This is a genomic window from Prolixibacter sp. SD074 (assembly GCF_009617895.1).
GTDB lineage: Bacteria > Bacteroidota > Bacteroidia > Bacteroidales > Prolixibacteraceae > Prolixibacter.
Genome location: NZ_BLAW01000001.1, coordinates 706,534 through 727,924 on the forward strand (window position 1 = coordinate 706,534; position 21,391 = coordinate 727,924).

General features: G+C 40.0%; 25 protein-coding genes. 20 read left to right on the forward strand and 5 right to left on the reverse strand.

Annotated elements, in window-relative coordinates:
* The first annotated feature begins 39 nt into the window (after positions 1-39).
* The 5 genes from GJU82_RS02985 (at position 40) to GJU82_RS03005 (ending at position 6,387) form a co-directional block, all read left to right on the forward strand.
* Positions 40-627 carry a TetR/AcrR family transcriptional regulator gene (locus GJU82_RS02985; RefSeq protein ID WP_153630790.1) on the forward strand — a complete coding sequence of 196 codons (588 nt, stop codon included), beginning with the start codon at positions 40-42 and terminating at the stop codon, positions 625-627.
* A gap of 176 nt (positions 628-803) precedes the next feature.
* A complete protein-coding gene (locus GJU82_RS02990) occupies positions 804-1,658 on the forward strand; it encodes a hypothetical protein (protein ID WP_153630791.1) in 855 nt (284 codons plus the stop codon).
* 68 nt (positions 1,659-1,726) lie between these two features.
* Entirely contained in the window at positions 1,727-2,446 is a 720-nt protein-coding gene (locus tag GJU82_RS02995; protein WP_153630792.1) for a phosphatase PAP2 family protein, read from the forward strand.
* A 618-nt stretch (positions 2,447-3,064) separates the two neighbouring features.
* Positions 3,065-4,216, forward strand: a complete 1,152-nt coding sequence (locus GJU82_RS03000) for a hypothetical protein (protein WP_153630793.1) — start codon at positions 3,065-3,067, stop codon at positions 4,214-4,216.
* Between the two features lie 374 nt (positions 4,217-4,590).
* On the forward strand, positions 4,591-6,387 hold the full coding sequence (locus GJU82_RS03005; protein ID WP_153630794.1) for a sulfite reductase flavoprotein subunit alpha: 1,797 nt from the start codon (positions 4,591-4,593) through the stop codon (positions 6,385-6,387).
* Between the two features lie 149 nt (positions 6,388-6,536).
* Here the strand turns inward: GJU82_RS03005 and GJU82_RS03010 are convergent, their stop codons facing one another.
* Both GJU82_RS03010 and arfB read right to left on the reverse strand, forming a co-directional pair.
* Entirely contained in the window at positions 6,537-6,788 is a 252-nt protein-coding gene (locus GJU82_RS03010) for a hypothetical protein (RefSeq protein ID WP_153630795.1), read from the reverse strand.
* A gap of 384 nt (positions 6,789-7,172) precedes the next feature.
* Positions 7,173-7,580 (reverse strand): alternative ribosome rescue aminoacyl-tRNA hydrolase ArfB, encoded by a 408-nt coding sequence (arfB, locus tag GJU82_RS03015; protein ID WP_153630796.1) that lies wholly within the window; start codon positions 7,578-7,580, stop codon positions 7,173-7,175.
* Positions 7,581-7,771: 191 nt separating this feature from the next.
* Between arfB and GJU82_RS03020 the strand changes: the two genes are divergently transcribed.
* The 15 genes from GJU82_RS03020 (at position 7,772) to GJU82_RS03075 (ending at position 19,722) form a co-directional block, all read left to right on the forward strand.
* Entirely contained in the window at positions 7,772-10,243 is a 2,472-nt protein-coding gene (locus GJU82_RS03020) for a plasma-membrane proton-efflux P-type ATPase (protein ID WP_153630797.1), read from the forward strand.
* Positions 10,244-10,559: 316 nt separating this feature from the next.
* Complete coding sequence (locus GJU82_RS03025; protein WP_153630798.1) at positions 10,560-12,035, forward strand: glycoside hydrolase family 130 protein; 1,476 nt, start codon at positions 10,560-10,562, stop codon at positions 12,033-12,035.
* Between the two features lie 93 nt (positions 12,036-12,128).
* Positions 12,129-12,833, forward strand: a complete 705-nt coding sequence (locus GJU82_RS03030; protein ID WP_153630799.1) for a hypothetical protein — start codon at positions 12,129-12,131, stop codon at positions 12,831-12,833.
* Between the two features lie 61 nt (positions 12,834-12,894).
* On the forward strand, positions 12,895-13,059 hold the full coding sequence (locus GJU82_RS17860; RefSeq protein WP_373921426.1) for a hypothetical protein: 165 nt from the start codon (positions 12,895-12,897) through the stop codon (positions 13,057-13,059).
* Positions 13,038-13,142, forward strand: coding sequence for a hypothetical protein (locus GJU82_RS17865; protein ID WP_373921448.1), 105 nt, complete (start codon positions 13,038-13,040; stop codon positions 13,140-13,142). The genes GJU82_RS17860 and GJU82_RS17865 overlap by 22 nt, the downstream gene beginning before the upstream one ends.
* Before the next feature lie 97 nt (positions 13,143-13,239).
* On the forward strand, positions 13,240-13,662 hold the full coding sequence (locus tag GJU82_RS03040; protein WP_228488543.1) for an N-6 DNA methylase: 423 nt from the start codon (positions 13,240-13,242) through the stop codon (positions 13,660-13,662).
* Positions 13,663-14,055: 393 nt separating this feature from the next.
* Entirely contained in the window at positions 14,056-14,601 is a 546-nt protein-coding gene (locus GJU82_RS17360) for a hypothetical protein (protein WP_228488544.1), read from the forward strand.
* Between the two features lie 44 nt (positions 14,602-14,645).
* Positions 14,646-14,981, forward strand: coding sequence for a hypothetical protein (locus GJU82_RS17365; protein WP_228488545.1), 336 nt, complete (start codon positions 14,646-14,648; stop codon positions 14,979-14,981).
* Entirely contained in the window at positions 14,974-15,696 is a 723-nt protein-coding gene (locus tag GJU82_RS03050; RefSeq protein WP_228488546.1) for a restriction endonuclease subunit S, read from the forward strand. Before GJU82_RS17365 ends, GJU82_RS03050 begins: the two co-directional genes overlap by 8 nt.
* A gap of 306 nt (positions 15,697-16,002) precedes the next feature.
* Positions 16,003-16,545, forward strand: coding sequence for a transposase (locus GJU82_RS03055; protein WP_153630801.1), 543 nt, complete (start codon positions 16,003-16,005; stop codon positions 16,543-16,545).
* A gap of 1 nt (position 16,546) precedes the next feature.
* Positions 16,547-17,428, forward strand: coding sequence for a type I restriction endonuclease (locus tag GJU82_RS03060; protein ID WP_228488547.1), 882 nt, complete (start codon positions 16,547-16,549; stop codon positions 17,426-17,428).
* Between the two features lie 14 nt (positions 17,429-17,442).
* Positions 17,443-17,637, forward strand: coding sequence for a type I restriction enzyme endonuclease domain-containing protein (locus tag GJU82_RS17870; RefSeq protein WP_373921449.1), 195 nt, complete (start codon positions 17,443-17,445; stop codon positions 17,635-17,637).
* Positions 17,618-17,689, forward strand: coding sequence for a hypothetical protein (locus GJU82_RS17875; protein ID WP_373921450.1), 72 nt, complete (start codon positions 17,618-17,620; stop codon positions 17,687-17,689). Before GJU82_RS17870 ends, GJU82_RS17875 begins: the two co-directional genes overlap by 20 nt.
* Positions 17,690-18,065: 376 nt before the next feature.
* A complete protein-coding gene (locus GJU82_RS03070; RefSeq protein ID WP_153630803.1) occupies positions 18,066-19,103 on the forward strand; it encodes a zinc-dependent alcohol dehydrogenase family protein in 1,038 nt (345 codons plus the stop codon).
* Between the two features lie 85 nt (positions 19,104-19,188).
* Complete coding sequence (locus tag GJU82_RS03075; protein ID WP_153630804.1) at positions 19,189-19,722, forward strand: hypothetical protein; 534 nt, start codon at positions 19,189-19,191, stop codon at positions 19,720-19,722.
* Position 19,723: 1 nt separating this feature from the next.
* Here GJU82_RS03075 and GJU82_RS03080 read toward each other — a convergent pair whose 3' ends face one another.
* The 3 genes from GJU82_RS03080 to GJU82_RS03090 all read right to left on the reverse strand — a co-directional run bounded on the left by GJU82_RS03080 (position 19,724) and on the right by GJU82_RS03090 (position 21,358).
* Positions 19,724-20,284, reverse strand: a complete 561-nt coding sequence (locus GJU82_RS03080; protein WP_153630805.1) for a YceI family protein — start codon at positions 20,282-20,284, stop codon at positions 19,724-19,726.
* 3 nt (positions 20,285-20,287) lie between these two features.
* A complete protein-coding gene (locus GJU82_RS03085) occupies positions 20,288-20,950 on the reverse strand; it encodes a hypothetical protein (RefSeq protein WP_153630806.1) in 663 nt (220 codons plus the stop codon).
* A gap of 195 nt (positions 20,951-21,145) precedes the next feature.
* Positions 21,146-21,358 carry a heavy-metal-associated domain-containing protein gene (locus GJU82_RS03090; protein ID WP_153630807.1) on the reverse strand — a complete coding sequence of 71 codons (213 nt, stop codon included), beginning with the start codon at positions 21,356-21,358 and terminating at the stop codon, positions 21,146-21,148.
* Positions 21,359-21,391 lie beyond the last annotated feature (33 nt).

The following is a 21,391-nucleotide window of genomic DNA, read 5'->3' on the forward strand; positions in this document are numbered from 1 at the left end:
AGCATTGTACTTTTGTTAGTGAGTATTAACTAACGCACCATGTATACCGAAAGGCAGCTGGAGATTATTCACACGGGAATCAAGCTAATTGCTGAAAAAGGCTTACAGGGGTTGACTATTAAAAACCTGTCGAATACCATTGGTGTATCGGAACCGGCCATTTATCGGCATTACAAAAATAAGAAAGAGATCCTGGTGAACATCATCGACTTCTTTTCAAAAACTACTGAATTAAAAATAACTGAGATTGCGCAAAGTTATTTGCCAAGCTGTGATAAACTACGATTGTTTTTTGAGTTTCAGTTTGGTCGGTTACAAAAAAATCCTGCGCTAATCTGCGTCATATCTTCCGAAGAGATATATAACGGTGAAGAATATTTAAAAAAGAAAATTAAAGACATTACTCTTTTTATGGCAGGACAGTTGGAAGGTGTCATACAGGAAGGGCAGGGGAAAAATGAAATCAGAAATGACCTTCCTTCTTCACAACTCACTATAATCATAATGGGAGCGATGAAAATGATGATGGTAAAGTGGCAGTTGTTTGATCAGAAAATAAACCTGGTGGAAGAAGGTTCCAATATTCTGGAAAATGTATTAATGCTCATTTCGAAGAAGGAATGGTAGAATCATAGTTGGAATGAATTAATAAGTATAAAGGTTCAGACGTAATTGGATGAAGAGAATCGTGTGATGAAAAATCTGTTTAAACGCTCGTTGACTGTGTATGGTTTTTCCGGAATTATACTGTTGTTACTACTACAACGATATTGGCCCAGGAAACTTCGAAGTCACAAATACTAATGTCGGAATATATTGAAATGGTTCATTCACCCAGTTACATAACATTTAAGCAGGGGATTGGGAACCTGAACCCGCTTTTGTTTGAAGCGGTGATGGCACCCTGTTATCTGGTGAATCTGTCGTATGATGGCGAGTGGGCAATGGACATTTCCTTTAAAGGAATTATCCGGATGAGAGATCAACGTTCCTATCCGATTACTACGCCGGGTTACATGCCTGGTCTTACGGTGTACCTGAATTTTAGTGATCGGGGTATTTACAAAGGAGAGTTGCTTTCCTATTTAACATTGGGGCATCATTCCAACGGACAATGCGGACCGACGTATAATTCGGATGGTACGTACAATAAAGAAGACGGAAATTTCGCCACCAATTTTATCAAGGTCGGATGGATTCTCATTGACGATCAGTCAAAAGGAAACCAGCTTATTCCGGAATATTTTAAATTCGGTTTTGAAACACATTTACTGAATTCGATAGGATTAGGGAATGATTATGGCCTCTTCAGACTCAATTTCGACTCGGAACTGAAGGATTATCCGGGAGCGGTAAGAAGCCTGATTTCCAGTAACGAATATCGAGAAAACGAACCCGACGGTTATTTCAATAAAAGTCAATTGAGATATCACATGCATTTTACATGGACGATTGATAACCGCTCGCCGGAACAGAAATATGATTTGTCAAGACAATTCGATTTTTCGTTTCGTGTTGCTTATCATCCCCAATTGCAGAATGATATATCCTTATTCGCAGAATATTACTATGGACAGGGCTATTACAATATCTACTTCAATAACGAAATATCAGTTTTTCAGATTGGTCTTATGGCTTTCAATTTTCGGGTCAGATAGATCGCAAATATTTTTTTTAAAGAGATTATATTAAAAAATCAACACAGATAATAAAGTATTCGCATTGTATGAAACGGTTCATTTGGGATAATAAATACTTCCTCCTTCCATTGCTGGCCTTCTGGATTGTATTGGCGTTTTTATTACTCGCTTATGGTTATCATGACAGCTTTCTGGTCATGAACAGCATCCACTTTAAATGGCTTGATTACCCAATGTTGATCTTAACATGGCTGGGCGATTCATTCTTCCTGTCAGCTCTGATGTTGCTATTATTTATGCGCAAGGACATGAATATGGTAATGGTAGCCATAATGAGCATAGTTATCACTGGCTTAATAGCTCAGTTTCTGAAGCATTGGATATTTTTTGACTGGGACCGACCGTTAACGGTTTTTGCCGGAAAGGATATGGTGCACTATGTTGGTAATTATGTTTTGCATAAATATAGTTTTCCCTCCGGCCACAGCACAACAACGGCTGCTGCATTTACCGTTATCGCCTGGCATATCAGAAAAAGAAAAATAATGCCTGTTTTGTTGGGTTTGTTGACGGTTGTTGTATCCTATACCAGGATTTATCTTGGTGCGCACTTTCCTGGTGATGTGTTGGCCGGAAATTTACTCGGTTTTGTTGGCACATACTTTACCATACGCTTCCTGTCACCGGTTATTCGTCATTATTTTGACAAAATACCAACAAACAAACGCCGTCATTGGCAACGTTCTTTATGCGTCGTGGCAGCACTAATTGTGGTGATTACCATATTCATTCATCCTTTCAGCTAATCAGCTTAACCTTTTACCCGGTAAAAAAGGCAGCCTGATAAACAGGCTGCCGGCAATCCGTATTGGATTAAGGAATAAAAAGGCAAAAATTGGATCGAATTTCGGAGCATGATCCAATGTCTTCATTTGTAATATTTTACTTGATTATGTCTTGAGCCGGATATTCAATTCTGACAAACTTCAATAATCGCCATTAAAATAACGAAATATTTTTGAATATACAATTGCTTTTTTCAACTTCCGTCAAAAATTATTATGTAAATGTAATTTAATGTATTCGTTATGAGTATTCTGCATAATAAATATCTATGGTTACTTGTAGATGCTTGTATGGGTTGGTTAAAAAATGTTAAATTAAATGCTATTTAATAAGAAAATTTACACTTTCTTCGTTGTAATTTATGAGGAATTTGCATTTTTGCTTTCTGAAAAGCGCTACTCAAAGCCTTAAGAATTATTGACGGAGCTTATTGACTAGCAGGCTTAGGTCATTTGGAAAACCCACCACCATCCCAATTGTTCGTTAGTCAGTTTTTTAATATTGCATCTGTTTGTTTTCTAATAACAAATTTCCCTTTGTTTTAAAGAATAATCACTTGTAAACAAAATTTTATGGTTATGAAAAATAGGATGTTTTTATCCGCAATTATTGCAATTGCAACTGTTGGAATGTGGAGTTGTTCACAGAACTCTGGCGGAGGAGTTACCAATGTTAGTAATCAAACATTGAAAGAAGCCATCACGAATAGTACAGATCAGGTAAGCACGGCGATGAATGACATTAGTAGTTCTGATGGTTATAAGGTAATTACCTCTGGAAACAGCAATCTGAAGTCGGCAGATGTATCTGCAACTGGCGATGAAATGTTTTCTGACAGTATTACCCTTGCTGATGTAAGCGGAGTTTATGAATACCAGGATTCTGTACTTAACGAGATGCAAATGCATTGGGGTTATGGTTCTTACATGTATAATCACTTTAAAATGATTGCCGACACCTCTTTGTTTATTATCAAGCTACCTGAATCGTTGGCTGTGCATCACCCGGAGTATTGTTTCTACAAATCGCAACGGGATACGGATACACTGGTGAATAATTTTGTCATCACTACATCAAAATACAGTTATAAGTATGCTTTCCCCGGTGATTTATCCTACAGCCTGGAAAGTGATATTGCCGCTTCTGACACGGCAGTTGGTAGGCTGGATATCGAGTGGACGATGGGCCGTTCTGACATGCCATACAGTTATGCCTCGACGTTTACTTTTGCCAGCGGTTACGCGGTTGGTATGCAGGCAGAAAGAACAGATACGACCAGGCTCTACGACTACAATCTTTCTGACGGCGGTCAAACGCTTTACGACGAGATGGTCCAATGGAGTAAAGATGACGGTACCGGTACCTATACCAAAGTGCACTCTCTGACTATCGGTGACGTGAAGATTGTACATACCCGTATAGCTGGTTCCGATTCTCTCGAAATTTATAAAGGTGGGGAACTCCAGCAAAACGCAACTGTAGCTGTAGTTGATAATAGTAGTGAAAATGATAGTGATGCAGAATACACCACGTTCTGCAACAAGTATCGCGACTACCAGATTACCTTCGATGACAGTACAACGGTATTATTGTCTGATTTGCTTGGTCCGACAAGAGATACAATGAGCCAGTTGTTCTCGTCAATGCATGAGATGAAGTTTGCTACACATTTGGTCAACTACATTGCGTGGAATGTATATTACCGTGATAAGATGAAATTAGATAATTAATCATCACATATTCAATAGAATAATTAAAAATCCGGTTAACGCCGGATTTTTTTTATACGACAATTTGTGTATGAGCGATGTAGTCATGTTGAAGTATGATTCATTGAATCAATTTCATGTTGGCAAATAGTCCGGGATTTGAGTTCTTTGTTATTAGTTGATTAAATTCTTTCTAAATAAACATGCTTCTAACAAATATTACACTAATTTTGAAGCATTATTAATAAGCACTTCCGAGCACTTGTTTAACTGTTTAAATTTGAGTTCCCAGGTATTAGAGAAGCTTAATTAAACAGCATTTCGGTTTTAGGAAGTTTGCGCTGAATTGAAAAGGATGTTGCGTGCAACGCCTTAATTGACAAGTTATAGATACTATGAGTAATACATTTGGTTCGGAAATGAAAAATGGGTTTCGGGCTGTGAATAGTGAAAGTGTTGCGCAGCAAAAGAAACAGCTGGACTGGATAAACAACCACTTAAAAGGGGAAAGCTTTATTCCCGGAAAATATTTCGTACACGCCGAGCAGGAAAGTGGGAATTCCGGAGACGGGAATATTCCATTGACCATTTTATATGGAACACATACTGGTCATAGCGAGGATATTGCTTACCGTATTTTTGACCTAGCAGAAGCCTCTGGTTTTGAAGCAGAAATCTTCCTGATGGAAGAATACAACTATCCGGAAGTAGCCAATGCAAAAAATGTTCTGATGATTCTTCCCACGCATGGAGAAGGCGATCCGCCAGTCAATTCGGTTGACATGCTGGCTTATTTAAGGAGCGATGAGTGTCCTTCGCTGACTGATGTGAATTATGCCGTGTTGGCGCTTGGAGACAAGATTTATAAGAGCTTTTGTAAGGCTGGTGTTGACTTCGATGAGGTGATGAAGGAGCGCGGTGCCAATAATATCTTGCCCATTGTCAAGTGTGATGTGGATTATGAAGAAGATGCATCCAATTGGATCACGACTGTATTGCAGGTTGTTCGGGAAGTAAATGGAGGTGCAGGCAATGAGCCCATGGCCGGGGCGGCCGAGAGCAATGGCTCAAAAGATACCAGCTATTCGAGGAAAGATCCCTATTTCGCACGCGTTAAACGGAAAGTGCGTTTAACCGGCGAGGACTCGTTGAAAGACGTTTACCATGTTGAACTGGACATTGCTGATTCAGGATTTACCTATGAACCCGGTGATAACGTTGGAGTCTTTGGTAACAATCCGGTTGAATTGGTCGAAGGCATTTTAGATTATACCGGCATCAATGGTCAAACTGAAGTAGCGTTGAACGATTGGTCGCTTCCGCTTGAAACGGCACTACGTAACCGGTTGGAAATAAATATTCTTACCAGCCACATATTAGCCAGTTATTACGAACTGACCAATATTGAAGCACTGGGAAATTTGCTGGTCGATGAGGAAAAACTGGATGAATATTTATATGGACACGATGCACTGGATATGTTGATGGATTTCCCGGCAAAAATAACGGCCAGCCAGCTGGTAAGTGTGCTGCCTGAATTATCTCCTCGTCTTTATTCCATTGCCTCCAGTCAGAAAGTATATCCCGACGAAGTTCATATCACGGTCGTCGCTGTTCGATACCGAAATCGCGATCGTGACCGCAAAGGAACGTGTTCTACCTTTCTTACCGATCGAATTGAAGAAGGAAGCTGGATCCCGGTATTTATCGATCACAATCTTGGATTTAAGATGCCGGAAGAACTGGATGCCCCGATGATTATGGTAGGAGCGGGAACCGGTGTAGCGCCTTATCGCAGCTTTATTCAGCAACGAAATGGCGATCATGTTAATGGGGAATCCTGGTTGTTTTTTGGCGATCAGCACAAGAAATCAGATTTTCTTTATCGCGAAGATTGGGAGAAGTTCAGACAGCAAGGTGTTTTGACAGAACTATCACTGGCTTTTTCGCGCGATCAGGAACAAAAAGTATACGTTCAGCATCGAATGCTGGAGATGGGCAAAGAACTATATAACTGGCTTCAGAAGGGCGCTTATCTTTATGTTTGCGGTGATAAAACACATATGGCCCGCGATGTTCATGAAACGCTCAAAACCATCGTCGCAGCAGAAGGCGGTCTTGAACCGGAAAAAGCTGAAGATTTTCTGAAAGATCTAAAAAAGCAAAAGAGATACCAAATTGATGTTTATTGATTGATATTTTGCTACCGGAATTATTCCGGACTAATTGAAAGAGGAGAGAATATCTTCGGATCAATTCAACTTCAAACGAACCGTATAAAAACACAAATGGGAACCATTCAGTGAAGAATAGTTCCCATTTCGCTGTTGAAGTATTCACTTCACAGTGTCAGGTTACGGTTATTTAGGCTGGTTACAGGATCGTCCGAAGACTTTCGTGCAACCTGTGGCTCCTGGACAATGTCTGTTACAACACCATCTTCAAGCTGTCCCTTCGGTATCCCGGGAGGACACCTTCCCGGACGAAGCTTCTTCTGGGCTATCTCTGTTTTCCTGTCCCGAAGAACAGTCCAACAGGCGATGAAGACGTCTTGGGAAATGAATCCTTTCTTTTCATCTTCTTTCTGCAGCATTAACCGGAGTTGCTGCTGCAGGGCCTTCTGATTCAGTTTTAGAATGAACGTTTCCGTTTGTCTGCAACCGACTGGTAGTTCGATTGGATGTTATTCCGTTCGCTTTCCAGGCTTCAGCTCCTTCAACAAGCAGGTTTTGCAACCTGTACGATCGGAATCGGGCCCCAATTAAGTGACTTTTTTCTTCTCCTTGTTTCCGGTGCGACCTTTTATCGCTCACCTGATAGGTGCAAATTACAATGTTTTATTTATCAGGCAAGTGTTTTTGGCAAAACAAAATTCACGAAAAACGAACAGAAGATATGAACAATTGTTGATAACGTGTCTTTGTCCCTTTATCTGTAGGCGTTTTATTCCCCGATCCCCGGATTTAAGTCGGTAATTTTAGTCTAAACGAGGGTTTTGTCGCCTCGATTTTTTCTCTGAATGTTGTTTTTTATTTTCCAGTCTCCGGTGGCGTGAAGCTAATGTTGGGCGCGTAGCTTTTCTTCTTTTTTGTGGAATTAGCGCCCAATTGATGAGCCGATAGAAACGGTCAATTACTTTTTCCTTGTTTTTCAGTTGCGAACGTTCGTTCTGTTCGGTTAGTATCAGTTCGCCTTCCTTGTTCATCCGGTTCGCTAATTTGCGCATCAATACGTTTTTCTCTTCCTGGGATAACAATTTCGACGATTCAACGTGGAATCGCAATTCCACTTTCGTATTGACCTTGTTCACATTCTGCCCGCCAGCTCCGCTACTGCGTGTAGCCGTGAAGGTAAGTTCTGGTATAAAATTACGGTGGAGTACCATGATGCTACGGATTTTATCGGGTTAAAGATAATGCTTCGTGGCACGATTTGCTCCATGAATAGATTGTTTTCCTCCGACTACCTGACTTTTATTTAACAATAGTTCGGTACTTTTAATGTTTTTTTATACAGAGATTCAAAAACTTATTATTTAATTGGGTTGTTCTATTTTTATTTAATTATGAATGTCTTATGAACAAAAACAATACCGTCGAACCCGATCTCAATGACCTGACTATCGATCAACTTCATGAAAAACTGGGTACGTCAGAAAAAGGATTGTCCTCTGATGAAGCGACTAAACGATTGGGCCAATATGGACTTAACGGCCTGAATGAACACAAACCCAACCCTGTTGTCAAGTTTATGAAAAGTTTCTGGGGCCCGATTCCCTGGATGATTGAAATAGCGGCAATTCTTTCAGCCGTGATACATCACTGGGAGGACTTCTGGATTATCACTACTTTATTGGTGTTGAACGCGGTAGTTGGATTTTGGCAGGAACATAAGGCTGATAACGCTATAGAGCTGCTGAAGAAGAAACTGGCGTTAAAATCAAGGGTGATTCGTGATGGAAAATGGCAGGAGTTGGCGGCCGATCAGCTGGTTCCTGGTGATGCAATTCGGTTGCGGCTAGGCGATGTGGTGCCGGCTGATGTGAAATTAACCAAGGGAGACTACCTCCAATTGGATGAATCATCCCTGACGGGAGAATCGTTGCCGGTGGAGAAAAAGTCCTCGGACATGGCCTACTCCGGTTCTGTAGTCAAGCAAGGTGAGATGAGTGGAATTGTAACGGCCACTGGTATGAATACCTTTTTTGGCAAAACCGCCAAACTGGTTCAGGAGGCCAAAACCACCAGCCACTTCCAGCGGGCAGTTGTTAAAATCGGTAATTATCTTATTGTATTTGCCTTTGCTTTGGTTTCGCTCATTTTCATCGTTTCCCTTTTCCGGGGAGAAAGTATGCTGCATTTTATCCAGTTTGCCCTGGTGTTAATGGTGGCTGCTATTCCGGCAGCTATGCCGGCAGTTCTCTCGGTTACGATGGCGGTTGGGGCTTCTGTGCTAGCGCGAAAGGAGGCTATCGTTAGTCGATTGGCATCCATCGAGGAGATGGCGGGGATGGATATTCTCTGCTCCGATAAAACCGGTACCATTACCAAAAATGAGCTGACATTGGCAGAGGTGGTTCCCTTTGAAAAATACACGGGAAATGACGTACTCGTTTTTGCAACCTTAGCTTCCACTGTGGAAGATCATGACCCCATTGATAGCGCCATTATCGAGCATACACTGGCCGATGAAACCAACAAAAATAGCTTAAATGCTCTTGAAGTAATTGATTTTAAACCATTTGATCCCGTTATTAAGCATACCGAATCTACGGTGAAGGAAGGCGCTGTTACTTTTCAGGTGGCCAAAGGTGCCCCACAGGCGATCCTTTCTTTGGTAAAAAATTCCGAAGAGATGGAAGGGCAGGTGAACAATCAGGTGGAGGCTTTCGCCGAAAAAGGTTACCGTGCTTTGGGGGTTGCGCGGACCGATAAAAAAGGAAACTGGACGTATGTGGGGATGATCCCATTGTACGATCCACCCCGTGAGGATTCGGCAGAAACGATTAAAATAGCCCAGGAGATGGGAGTGGAGGTGAAGATGATCACCGGAGACCATACGGCTATCGCAAAAGAAACCGCGAGAATGGTTGGCTTGAAAACGAATATCAAAGAGGCAGATGCCATCATGCAAAAGTCCGATCGCATGGCCCTAAAAGAGATTGAAGAATCGAATGGTTTTGCGCAGGTTTTCCCGGAACACAAATATCATATTGTCGAAATCCTGCAGCACAACGATCACATTGTCGGTATGACGGGTGACGGTGTTAATGATGCACCGGCATTGAAAAAAGCAGATGTGGGAATTGCTGTTGCCGGGGCGACCGACGCTGCAAAATCAGCTGCATCGATTGTGCTGACCAAACCTGGATTGTCGGTGATTATTGATGCGATTAAAGAGAGCCGGAAGATTTTCCAGCGCATGAATAATTATTCCATTTACCGGATTGCTGAAACCATCCGGGTGCTGTTGTTTATTACGTTGTCCATTATTGCTTTCAACTTTTACCCGGTTTCGGCATTGATGATTGTTTTGCTGGCATTACTGAATGATGCGCCGATTATGACCATTGCGGTAGATAATGTGAAGTACTCCCGTACCCCGGACAAATGGGATATGCGCACCACGTTAGGTATTGCTACATTCCTTGGTTTGATTGGTGTAGTTTTTACGTTTGGGATGTTGTTCATCGGGAAAGAGATGTTGCATTTGAGCAATGAAGTGTTGCAACCGTTCATTTACCTGAAGTTATCGGTAGCCGGACAATTGACGGTCTTCATGGCCCGGACCAAAGGGCACTTCTGGTCGGTGAAACCATCCAGGGCCCTGCTGCTTGCTATTGTCAGTACACAAGTTATCGCTACGCTAATTACGGTGAATGGCTTTTTGATGCCCGCAATGGGCTGGAAACTGGCTGCTTTGATTTGGGGTTACGCTTTGGTGGAACTGGTCATTACCGATGCGCTGAAAGTACAGATGCTGAAAGTATTGGATCACTCCAATGTGCGGTTCCGGAATTACAAGCACTGGGGAAGGCAATCGCGCTAACAAATGGAATGGATAAGTCGATTATTCGCCGGTATCCAGGACTATTGAAACAAGAGCAACTTGTATCGCAAGTAATTAGTTCGCTTTATGAGCGAGGTGTATAATGGTGAAACTTTGCCCGGATGAAATTGGTTCATAAATTCTTGATTCCAAAAAATGTAATGGGATGAATGATTGTGCCGGAGTTCCGGACGTTTTCATATTTTAAACAATTTTGAAATCAACAGGAAAGGCCGTGAATATAAACTAACTTGGATTTCAGGAATTTATTCCGTTTTTGAGATTACCTTTATAGGATACTAAAAATCAAAATCTGATGCAAGTTGCCATAACCAGAAAGGATATATATTTTCGGCCGGATGCCAGCAGGGTTATCGCCCGCTTTTTATATACGGACGCTGAAAGGGCTAAAAACACAATTCGTTCTATCGTGAATATGTCGGAAAATGAGGCAACTTTGGCATTAAATCCGGTGCTAAGAGATTATTCACTGCGCCATCGGAATATTTCAAAAATCTTCGAAAAACATTTTAATCGAATCATTCATTTATTTGAAGAGTTAAGTATTGATCCCGGATTGATTACTACTTCAAAGAAAATACTCATAGGTTCGTATTTCACGATGGAGTATTCGATTGAATCGGCTGCATTTTTTAATCCCTCGGTGGTTGAACATCCCGATCAATCGGAAACCGGTCCTGATGAGAAACGAGTAATTTTAAGTTTCAGGGCAACTGGCGAAGGCCATATTTCATCGATTGTTTTCCGAACAGGAGTATTGGATGCCAGCAACAACCTGATGATTGAACCAGTGGGCAAAATGCTGGAAAAGGCAGAACGTATCCGTCGGCATGTCTACGATAAAGAATCATTTAAAAGAAAACTCGATGAAATGAAGGATTTTCATGGCATCATTCCATCTGGTTTAGTCCTGGATAAACTCAAGGATAAATTTACTTATGGTGAGCTTTATTATTGTGTTGAAGAAGCCAAAAAGTTGCTTCGCCCCGCTTCTGAGAAAGAGATTCTTTTCAACCAAATCATCTGGTTAGCGTCATCCCATTACGAACTTGATTTTTCGCTTGATACCAATATTTCCGAGCGGGTGATTTTTCCCTTATCGGCAAACGAACGAAACGGGATTGAAGATGCCCGTTTTGTGAAATTTAAAGATGATAAAAATGAAGCCACTTATTTTGCTACCTATACGGCCTACGATGGTACAACGATCCTCCCTAAAATGATTGAAACCAAGGACTTTTATCACTTCAAGGTCAATCCGCTTCATGGCGAAATTGCACGAAATAAAGGAATGGCGTTGTTTCCCAGAAAGTTGAATGGAAAATATGCCATGCTTTGCCGCCTGGATGGCTTTAATAATTATATCGCTTTTTCTGATAATATCTCCATTTGGCGTGAAGCTCAGTTGCTACAAAAACCCCGATTCCCATGGGAATTCATTCAGATAGGAAATTGTGGTTCACCCATTGAAACCGATGAGGGGTGGTTGGTAATAACCCATGGTGTTGGGCCGATGCGTGAATATGCGATAGCTGCTTCGTTGTTCGACCTTGATAACCCGACAATCGAAATAGGCCGGTTGAAATCACCCCTGATAATGCCTAATGCTGAAGAAAGAGAAGGCTATGTGCCTAATGTGGTTTATTCCTGTGGCTCCATCATTCAGAATAACGATTTGATTATACCTTATGCCATGTCCGATTATGCATCGACCTATGCAACCGTAAACTTACGTGAACTTCTGACCGAATTGAAAAATTCCAACCGGTAACGTTGGTATCCTTCAGGGCCGTCAGAAGGTTCAATATTTATTTAGATTTGAGTAATATATTTGTATTTATTAAACACAAAATAGGAGGGAAAAATGAAAAACAAAATATTTTTATTAATTGGATTAACAACGATTTTTAATGTTTCTTGTCAACATAAAAAACAGGATTCTAATCATTCAAAATCAGAAGTTATCAAAGAGGAGACGAAAGCAGTTTCTGATAAGAAAGTATTTGAGAATTTAGATGTTCTTTTATCGCCATTTGAAGATATGACGGAATTTGCACTGGAAAGCAACGAGGACGGAGTTAAAAAATCATTGAGTAAAATTGAAAAAGCATTTGATAATACAACATTTGAAAGAAATCTTTCTCCTGAAAATTACAAAATACTGAACTCAAAATTTGAGCAACTTAAAGAACTCATTGCCCAAAAGAAATACAATGAAGTCGCCTTGGCTTCAACACAGATTTTTGAATTTAATGTGAGTAATTTTTTAGATGGCTATAAAATAGAAAATCAAATTAACATTGAACACTTAGATTATATGGGGTTTAAAATTCTTGCTCTCTTGAATCAAGAAAAAATTGATTGGGCGAATATTGAACTAACCATTTCTAATGTCCAAAAAAAGTGGACTGCTTTAAGCCCAAACGTTGCAGACAGAAACTTAAAAGATTCTTTTAATTATCTTTTTAAAGCGTTGCAACTTAGTACCCAAAATAAAGATATTAGTATGATTAAAATACTGGCTGATATGGATTTAAGTTTAGTTGATGTATTAGAAAATAATATTTAGAAATATAAATACTATTAAGAACCTAAACAAAGTAGCAGAGATAACATTAATCTTTTGGTTAATGAAAATTGTGGCTACAACTCTTGGAGAAACATGGGGCGATTATTTGTCAATGACCTTAAATCTTGGCTATTTAACGGGAATTATAATTACGCTTATTTTCTTTTTAGTTGTACTTTCAGTTCAACTAATCACAAAAAACACATTCCTGTTTTTTATTGGTTAGTCATTGTAGCTACAACTACTTTAGGAACGGAAATATCAGATTTTCTTGATAAGGAGTTTACACTTGGGCTATACTTTAAGTAGTTTAATTCTCTTTTCAGGGTAACAGCGCTCAAAATGCACGCTCAATTGTGTTTTAATTCGTGTTGGGCTTAACCGTTGCTGTTCAAAGCTATACTCTATGGGGATTGAATGGTTTTCCTGCATCCTTTCCATTGTTTTTCTGCCGTCGGTTTTGCTATTTTACCTGTTTTATCTAGATTGTATTGTAAACTTACCGCCTAAATTGTTTTTAAACACCCAAATCCCTGCATCGCTTTGGTTTATGAGCCGGAACAGGACGAATGGTAAGTTTAGAAACCGCAGTGGTGAGATTCTATTCATTGATGCCCGAAACATGGGCCATTTAATCAATCGCAGAACAAAAGTTCTTTCCGAAGAGGATATTCAGAAGATTGCCGAAACATATCATGAGTCTGGTCTAAAAAGCCTTGTGACCCCTAAATCCCCTAAAGGGGACTTTTTCAAACTGCTGATTTTTGGCAATTCCCCTTTAGGGTTAGGGGTAAAAATGGTAACAATCAGCAGTTCTAAGGCTTTTTAGACCAGACTCTATCATAACACTGGCGTAATCCGCCGGCTGGCGGAAATTATTTGAAGACATAAAGGGTTTTTGTAATTCTACACCTGTTGAACGGGTAAAAGATTTGGATTATGTTCTTACACCCGGGCGGTATGTTGGTTTGGCAGAAGAAGAGGATGACTTTGATTTTAAAGAACGATTTACACAACTGAAAAATGAATTTGAGGGGCAGTAGAAAGAAGAACGCCAGCTAAATGAGTGTATCACTCAAAACCTTGCTAAAATTAATTTAAATGAAAAATAGTTTTATTATAACAATTCTAAACCAGTCGAATTCGACTAGTTTAAAACAAATAAGTATAAAAACTATTGTAATTTGAATGACAATTATAAAACAGAAATGAATTCAGCAAAATGAACTATGAAATAAAAATAGATAATGCAAAGGAAGAGAAAGGGACAATAGACCTTCATCGCCTGGCATTAATTGCCGATAGCATTAGAAAAGTTTCTGAAGGTGCTTTGCAAATAAGCCTCACGGGAGTTAGCCTTACCAAAGGAAGAAAAAAAATATCTCTGAAAGATGCCTTAAAGGTTTCTTTAACCAGCATAAAAGAAGGTAGTACGGTTTTGTGCCTGGAGTCTGAAAAATTTGAAAAAACGCTTGAACCCTACCAAACAGATTTATTTCGATGGGAAGCACAGCAAGAACTTCCGCAACACACGCCAATGACTTTGTTTATTAAATCTTTTCAGGATGCAATGAATGAAAATGACGAACAGGATTTATTGGACAAACCGTTACTGAGGGAGCTAAAACAACTAAAAAATGCATTTTTAAATGAAAATGAAACCTTTGTTATTTCTAACCAGAATAGTGTCCCGGAATTGAAATTGACAAAAAATGATTTTAAAAGAATCAAAGTGCTGAAGACGAAATCCCGGAGCCTGAACCTGTAATCCTTAACGGAACAGTTGAATCTTTGAAATACTCAAAACTGAAAGTGCAGATAAAAACAGAGGAAGGTATTGTAGATGGGGTTTTATCAGACTCATTATCTTTCGAAGATATTGCCCCGTTTTGGGGAAAGGAAGTTTCCATTACAGGCACAGCACATTTTAAACCCCGTGGCCATTCAGTTATTGAAATTGAGCGGGTTTTTGAAGCTGGTGAAGGAGATGTGTATCTTTCAAAAAAGCCCAAATCTGAAACAGTTGAGAAACAACTGGAAAGGCAGATAAGGGAGAAAGACGGAAATCAATTAGCACAAATAATGGGCAAATGGCCGGGCGACGAAACGGATGAAGAGTTTGAACAAATGCTTAAAGATCTTGAGTGATAAAAATTTCTTGTACTATTTAGCTTTATCACCCGATTTCAGGGAAACAGCCATACTTTCAATGACAGGAAGTTCTGGCAGACAAAGGGTTCAGACCGATGTTGTAAAAGAACATTTGTTTTGTATTCCTTCACTCCCAGAGCAACGTGCCATCGCCTCCGTCCTTTCCAGCTTAGACGACAAAATAGACCTGCTCCACCGCCAGAACAAAACTTTGGAGCAAATGGCGGAGGCGCTGTTTCGGCAGTGGTTCCTGCCTGCCGGAGCCTCGGCGCAGGCAGGTGTGGCAGAAGCGAGTGAGGAGGGGGAGGTTGGAAAGTTAGGTGATGAATTTGACTTTACAATGGGAGCTTCGCCACCCGGGAAAAGTTATAATGGAGAAGGAATTCCAATGTATCAAGGGAATGCAGATTTTGGTTTCCGTTTACCTGCAAACAGAGTTTTTACAACTGAACCCAAAAGATATGCTGAGAAATATGATACTTTAATTAGTGTAAGAGCACCTGTTGGAGAACAGAATATGGCTAATGAAAAATGTTGTATTGGTCGGGGCGTTTTAGCATTTAGATATAAACATGATAATTCATTTTATACTTATTGCAAGATGAAATCATTGATGGATGATATAAAGCAATTTAATGAAACAGGAACTGTTTTTGGCCCAATAAGTAAGTCAGATTTTGAAAATCTGATATTTCTATTCCCAGTAATTTGATTATTAGTAAATTTCAAAATGAAGCAAAACCTATAGACGACAAAATAATTCTAAAGATGAATCAAATCCGCACCTTCACCCAACTGCGGGATGCTTTGTTGCCGAAGTTAATGAGTGGGGAGGTGCGGGTGATGTAAAAAAGATGCATGCATTGTCTTAAAAAACAACATGGATAAATTTAAAAATAAATATAGAATACAATCGCACCGAATGCCTGGTTGGGATTATTCAGGAAATGGGATTTATTTTATCACATTGGTAACACAAAACCGTGAATGTATTTTGGGTGAAATTGTTGATAAAAAAATGAAATTATCAGCATTTGGAAAAATCGTTGACCACGAATGGAATAAATCATTTAAAATTCGCAATGAATTGTTTTTGGATGAATATATCATCATGCCAAATCATTTGCACGCCATTGTTGTTTTGGATAAAAATGGGATTGAAAAAAACGGAACGCACGGTTCGCATGGTTCACATGGTTCACATGATTCGAACGGAACGCACGTAGAGACGCACGGCCGTGCGTCTCTACAATCCCCCATACAATCCCCGGAACAATCCGAAAAACAATCATTTATACGCAAACCAAAATCAATTTCATCATTCATTGGTGGGTTCAAATCGATAATTAATTCAAAAATTGACGATTATATTGACGAATGCCATTTGGATATTCCCAAATACAACAGAAACAATCATTTTTTTCAATCCAATTATCACGACCACATCATCCGCAACGATAAATCATATCAAAATATATTGAAATATATCATCAACAATCCTCTGAAATGGAATGATGATAAATTTAATCGCGATAAAAAGGGTAAAAATAATGCACAATAGGTTGACCGAAAATACAATCGAAGAATTCACCATTAAATTATTGGAGCATCTGGGCTACCAATACATTTATGCCCCAAACATAGCACATGGCCTGCCTGCGTATGCAGGACAGGCAGGCGGAGAAACACCTGAAAGAACAAGCTATGAAGAGGTTTTACTTTTAGATAGGTTACGTGAGTCGATTAGAAGAATAAATCCCACAATTCCACCTGAAATACAGGATGAAGCTGTAAAAGAATTGAACCGTATTCATTCACCGGAGCTTATCACGAATAATGAACAATTTCATCGGATGCTCACCGAGGGCATTAAAGTGACTTATCAGAAAGATGGAAATGAAAGAGGTGATTTGGTTTGGTTGATTGACTTCAATACGCCTGAGAACAACGAATTTATTGTGGCTAATCAGTTCACCGTGGTTGAAGTGGTTGAAGATGGCATCAATAAACGTCCTGATGTTGTTTTGTTTGTGAATGGAATTCCATTGGTTGTATTAGAGTTGAAAAATGCAGATGACGAAAAAGCTACGATTAAAACTGCTTTTAATCAAATACAAACCTATAAGTCAACTATACCCACCTTATTTACACATAATGCATTTACAATCATATCAGATGGCTTAGAGGCTAAAGCAGGGACTATTTCTGCCGGAATGAGCCGTTTCATATCTTGGAAATCTGCTGATGGCAAGGAAGAAGCTTCTAATTTGGTTAGTCAGTTAGAGACATTGATTACCGGGATGTTAAATAAAGAAACACTTTTGGATTTAATCCGGCATTTTGTTGTTTTTGAAAATTTGACCTGTCTGCGTGCAACGCACAGGCAGATGGAACAGGTACTTCAAACACCGATGAAGAAATTGAAACAACGATACGCCAGGTAATCGACAAGGCTTTAATTTCTGAGCAAGTTATTGATGTTTTCGATGCAGCAGGAATAAAAAAACCTTATATTTCAATTTTATCAGAAGAATTCCTGTTGGAACTGAAAGGAATGGAGCATAAAAATATGGATACGGAAGCGGAAGCAATGGGACTTTCGGACTTTGAGACAATACGGGTATCCGCCGGACATGCAAAAACTGGCAACTGAAACAGTACTTAAACAAGCTGAAATGATAGCAAAAGAGTTGACGGATGAATAGCCAGTCCACACAGCCAAGCACAATTGCAATTCGCACAAGCCGACACGTAACCAAAAATTGCAATAGAGCTTGTCTGTCTTCCAACGCTTTTTTGCCGACCCTAAAACCTAATTTTTTTTCGGAAACGGCAGTGCTTCGATTGAAAGGATTTTAGATTATGAAAAGTAGATAACTAATTGATAATGAATAAACACCTGGCGGTAACATGCGGTCATACGCAATACGGGGGTTACAGTGTAATTCAGCGTCTGTGGCTCGTTTCAGCCTTTCTGCATCTTGACAAGGAAGTGGCTTCGAAACCCCGTACTGCGCATACCGCAGAACCGTTGGCAGTAATATCAACACTAATAAATTATTAACTAAAAAAGGTGAAATTATGAAAGCATTAGTTTATCACGGAGAGCACAACATCGCTCTTGAAGAAAAATCAAATCCAAAAATTGAAAACACAACTGACGCTATTGTAAAAGTTGTAAAAACCACTATTTGTGGAACTGATTTAGGAATATATAAAGGTAAAAACCCTTATATGAGAGACGGTATTATACTTGGTCACGAAGGAATTGGAATTATTGAGGAAGTCGGAGAGGGCGTTTCCCAATTCAAAGTGGGAGATAAAGTTTTAATCTCTTGTATTACCTCTTGCGGCTCTTGTGAATATTGCAAAAAACAACTATACTCTCATTGTAAGGACGGTGGTTGGATTTTAGGGCATATGATTGATGGTGTACAAGCCGAATACGTGAGAATACCCTATGCCGACAACAGCTTATACAAAATCCCTAAAACCATAGATGACGATGTAGCAGTAATGTTGAGCGACATCTTGCCAACAGGTCACGAAATCGGAGTACAATACGGAAACGTGAAACCAGGAGATGCTATAGCTATTGTAGGAGCTGGTCCGGTAGGAATGTCAGTTTTATTAACTGCACAATTCTATTCGCCCACCATCATTGTAATGATTGACTTAGATGAAAATCGCTTAGAAATGGCAAAAAGCCTTGGAGCTACACATACGCTTAAACCTTCTGAAAACATAAAAGAAAACATAGCTGAAATTGTGGGCGAAGAAGGTGTAGATGTTGCTATCGAAGCTGTAGGCCTGCCACAAACTTGGGATACTTGTCAAAAAATTGTAAAACCAGGCGGAAATATTGCCAACGTTGGTGTTCACGGCAAAAAAGTAGATTTTGAAATTCAAGATTTATGGATTAAAAACTTAACCATTACTACAGGTCTTGTAAACACTAATACAACACCAATGCTAATGAAAGCAGTTGCAACAAACAAATTACCGGTTGACAAACTAATAACACATCATTACAAGTTAAATGAAATAGAAAAAGCTTATGACGTATTTATAAATGCTTCAAAAGAAAAGGCATTGAAAATCATAATAGATGCTGACTAAAATACTACTGCCAACAATGGAATGGCTATAAGTTATTGCTTCTTCTCACCCACGCAACTGCTTATAGCCAAATCCGTTGGCAGTAATGGAAGGATATAACTGGGCCAATAACTGGTCGGAATTCAAGGAGAAGTTCGATGATAACATGTTTTTCCAGTTTCATTATTACTGTTGGAGCCGTCCCGATCATCTGAATAGTATTCAGCAATTCCTGGATAAACGTAAAGCGCTGAATGCCCCGGTTTGGGTGGGCGAAACCGGCGAGCAGGGCAAAGCGATCTACTGGGCCACCACCCAATATTTTGAAGCGAACAACATTGGATGGTCATTTTGGCCGTGGAAAAAGATGGATACCGAAAATACCCCTTACTCCATCAATAAGCCCGAAAATTGGGGCCTGATTTCTGCTTTTTCAAAAGGGGAAGAGAAACCATCGAAAGAAGTGGCACAAAAAACGCTTGACGAATTGCTGCAAAATATCAAACTGGCGAACTTCGTTTATTTCCCTGATGTGGTGAATGCTCTTTTCCGTAGGATTCCTGTTAAGATAGAGGCGGAAAATTACGGCCCGGATGGATACAACTGCTTCCATCGCCCTCTTTTTGAACATCAGGTATGAACTAGCGTCTCTGTTTAAAAAAAAAGTCGAAATTAAGTTTGATATTATCCTTCGCCGGCATTCCCAGGAGGCTTGGCGGATCAACTTTATAATCAGTCATCTTTACAGCAAAATTTCCGGTTACTTCTATCTCTCCATTGATGTCAGTTTTCTCAACAATAGGAACGGTAATGGAGTGAGAAATACCGTGAAATGACAAATCGCCTGTAACCGTCTCCTGCCCCTTCTGGTCTTTCTGGAAGGAGGTGCTGGAGAAAGTAACATTCGGAAATTTAATGGCATCAGTTGCCTCCATCATGTGAGAATCGCGGTTGGCATTGTGACTGTCGAAAGTCGAAATTTTGATAGCTATAGCCGTTTGCTTAATTTCCTTGGTTTTGTTGTCCACAATAATGACCCCTTTTACACTTTTGCTGGTTCCTTCCCAGTCGTGCAACGGGTGCGACATGGCATACCGGACATACGATTTTCCGGTGTCGGACATCATCTTTGAGGTCGTCTGTGCAAAACCTAAGGTTGCTGTTGCGGCAACCACCACCATTGATAAGATAATTTTCTTCATGAATTAAAATTTAATGACAATCATAGCAGCAGCTAAGGAACCAAAAGCGGTTAGGGCAGCAGCCCGATGGTAAGGTTTTAGGTTGGGATGGCTTTCTAATTGCGTGGCAAGAATGTTTGTAGCTACCATGCTGGTAAAATGTACGATAGCGAGGATTTTGTGAACTTTGATACTGCTGTATCCTTTTCGTTCGTCAAGCATTTTAGGTGGCGCAAATAATGCCAGTGCAGCTGTTGAGAAATAGGCAATGTCGACACCGGCGGCCAGGCCTTCATGCAATCCTTTTACGCTGTAATCGCCATTGTACAGTTTGTATCCAACGACACCCTGGGCTGCCATTCCCGCCAATGAAACAAATCCCAGCACCTGGTGCATTTTCAACATGGTTCGGCGGATCTTCAACTCCCTGTCCCGCTCTTCCGGCGAAAGCTTGAATGCATTGAAGTTTCTCATCAAACCTTTGTGGCCCCACAAAATTTTCTGGGTAAACGGATACTTTTTCGGCAGAAGTTGTACGTGTTCCTGCTGAGGCGTCATGATCGAATTGAGCAGATCATTTTGAACCTTGGTCGTGTCGCTCTGTACATGCGTGGTATCGGTCTGTGCCGATAAGCGCCCTATGGACAGCAAAAGTGTTACGATAAAAAGAGTTGTTCTGAGTCCCATACTTCCCTAATTATTAATTGAGATTAGTCTAAATTAAGACTTATTTAAAATTGCCTGTCGAAGATATAAAATCTTAAGTGAATTTTAAGAATTACAAGACGTGTTTAAGCGCTGATAATTAATGCAAAAGAAAAGGCAGAGAACCCGTTATCTACGAATTTTCTGCCTTGGTTTTGTCCCAGACATGATCGGTTTTTAGAGCTCTTCGATGCTGTATCCGGCTTTTTGTACCAACTCCTTTACTATTTCCGGATTGTTCTCTTTCAATTCCACGGTCAGAATTTTTTCCGGGTTATTAATGTCCACTTCCCATTTTTCGATAGCATCGGAGCCATTCAGGGAAGGGGTTACTGCTGCGATGCAGCCGTTGCAATTGATGTTTGTTTTGTATTTTACAGTGAAATTCATAATTACTTGAGTTTTATGTTACTGATACAATAA

Coding starts and splice junctions, on each gene's coding strand:
- GJU82_RS03070 (WP_153630803.1), top strand. CDS start 18,066: ATGAAAGCATTAGTTTATCACGGAGAGCACAACATCGCTCTTGAAGAA.
- GJU82_RS03020 (WP_153630797.1), top strand. CDS start 7,772: ATGAACAAAAACAATACCGTCGAACCCGATCTCAATGACCTGACTATC.
- GJU82_RS17860 (WP_373921426.1), top strand. CDS start 12,895: ATGAAAATTGTGGCTACAACTCTTGGAGAAACATGGGGCGATTATTTG.
- GJU82_RS03055 (WP_153630801.1), top strand. CDS start 16,003: ATGAAATTATCAGCATTTGGAAAAATCGTTGACCACGAATGGAATAAA.
- arfB (WP_153630796.1), bottom strand. CDS start 7,580: ATGGTACTCCACCGTAATTTTATACCAGAACTTACCTTCACGGCTACA.
- GJU82_RS03075 (WP_153630804.1), top strand. CDS start 19,189: ATGGAAGGATATAACTGGGCCAATAACTGGTCGGAATTCAAGGAGAAG.
- GJU82_RS03040 (WP_228488543.1), top strand. CDS start 13,240: ATGGGGATTGAATGGTTTTCCTGCATCCTTTCCATTGTTTTTCTGCCG.
- GJU82_RS03085 (WP_153630806.1), bottom strand. CDS start 20,950: ATGGGACTCAGAACAACTCTTTTTATCGTAACACTTTTGCTGTCCATA.
- GJU82_RS17360 (WP_228488544.1), top strand. CDS start 14,056: ATGAACTATGAAATAAAAATAGATAATGCAAAGGAAGAGAAAGGGACA.
- GJU82_RS03010 (WP_153630795.1), bottom strand. CDS start 6,788: ATGCTGCAGAAAGAAGATGAAAAGAAAGGATTCATTTCCCAAGACGTC.
- GJU82_RS03005 (WP_153630794.1), top strand. CDS start 4,591: ATGAGTAATACATTTGGTTCGGAAATGAAAAATGGGTTTCGGGCTGTG.
- GJU82_RS03090 (WP_153630807.1), bottom strand. CDS start 21,358: ATGAATTTCACTGTAAAATACAAAACAAACATCAATTGCAACGGCTGC.
- GJU82_RS03025 (WP_153630798.1), top strand. CDS start 10,560: ATGCAAGTTGCCATAACCAGAAAGGATATATATTTTCGGCCGGATGCC.
- GJU82_RS03000 (WP_153630793.1), top strand. CDS start 3,065: ATGAAAAATAGGATGTTTTTATCCGCAATTATTGCAATTGCAACTGTT.
- GJU82_RS02995 (WP_153630792.1), top strand. CDS start 1,727: ATGAAACGGTTCATTTGGGATAATAAATACTTCCTCCTTCCATTGCTG.
- GJU82_RS03030 (WP_153630799.1), top strand. CDS start 12,129: ATGAAAAACAAAATATTTTTATTAATTGGATTAACAACGATTTTTAAT.
- GJU82_RS02990 (WP_153630791.1), top strand. CDS start 804: ATGTCGGAATATATTGAAATGGTTCATTCACCCAGTTACATAACATTT.
- GJU82_RS03080 (WP_153630805.1), bottom strand. CDS start 20,284: ATGAAGAAAATTATCTTATCAATGGTGGTGGTTGCCGCAACAGCAACC.
- GJU82_RS02985 (WP_153630790.1), top strand. CDS start 40: ATGTATACCGAAAGGCAGCTGGAGATTATTCACACGGGAATCAAGCTA.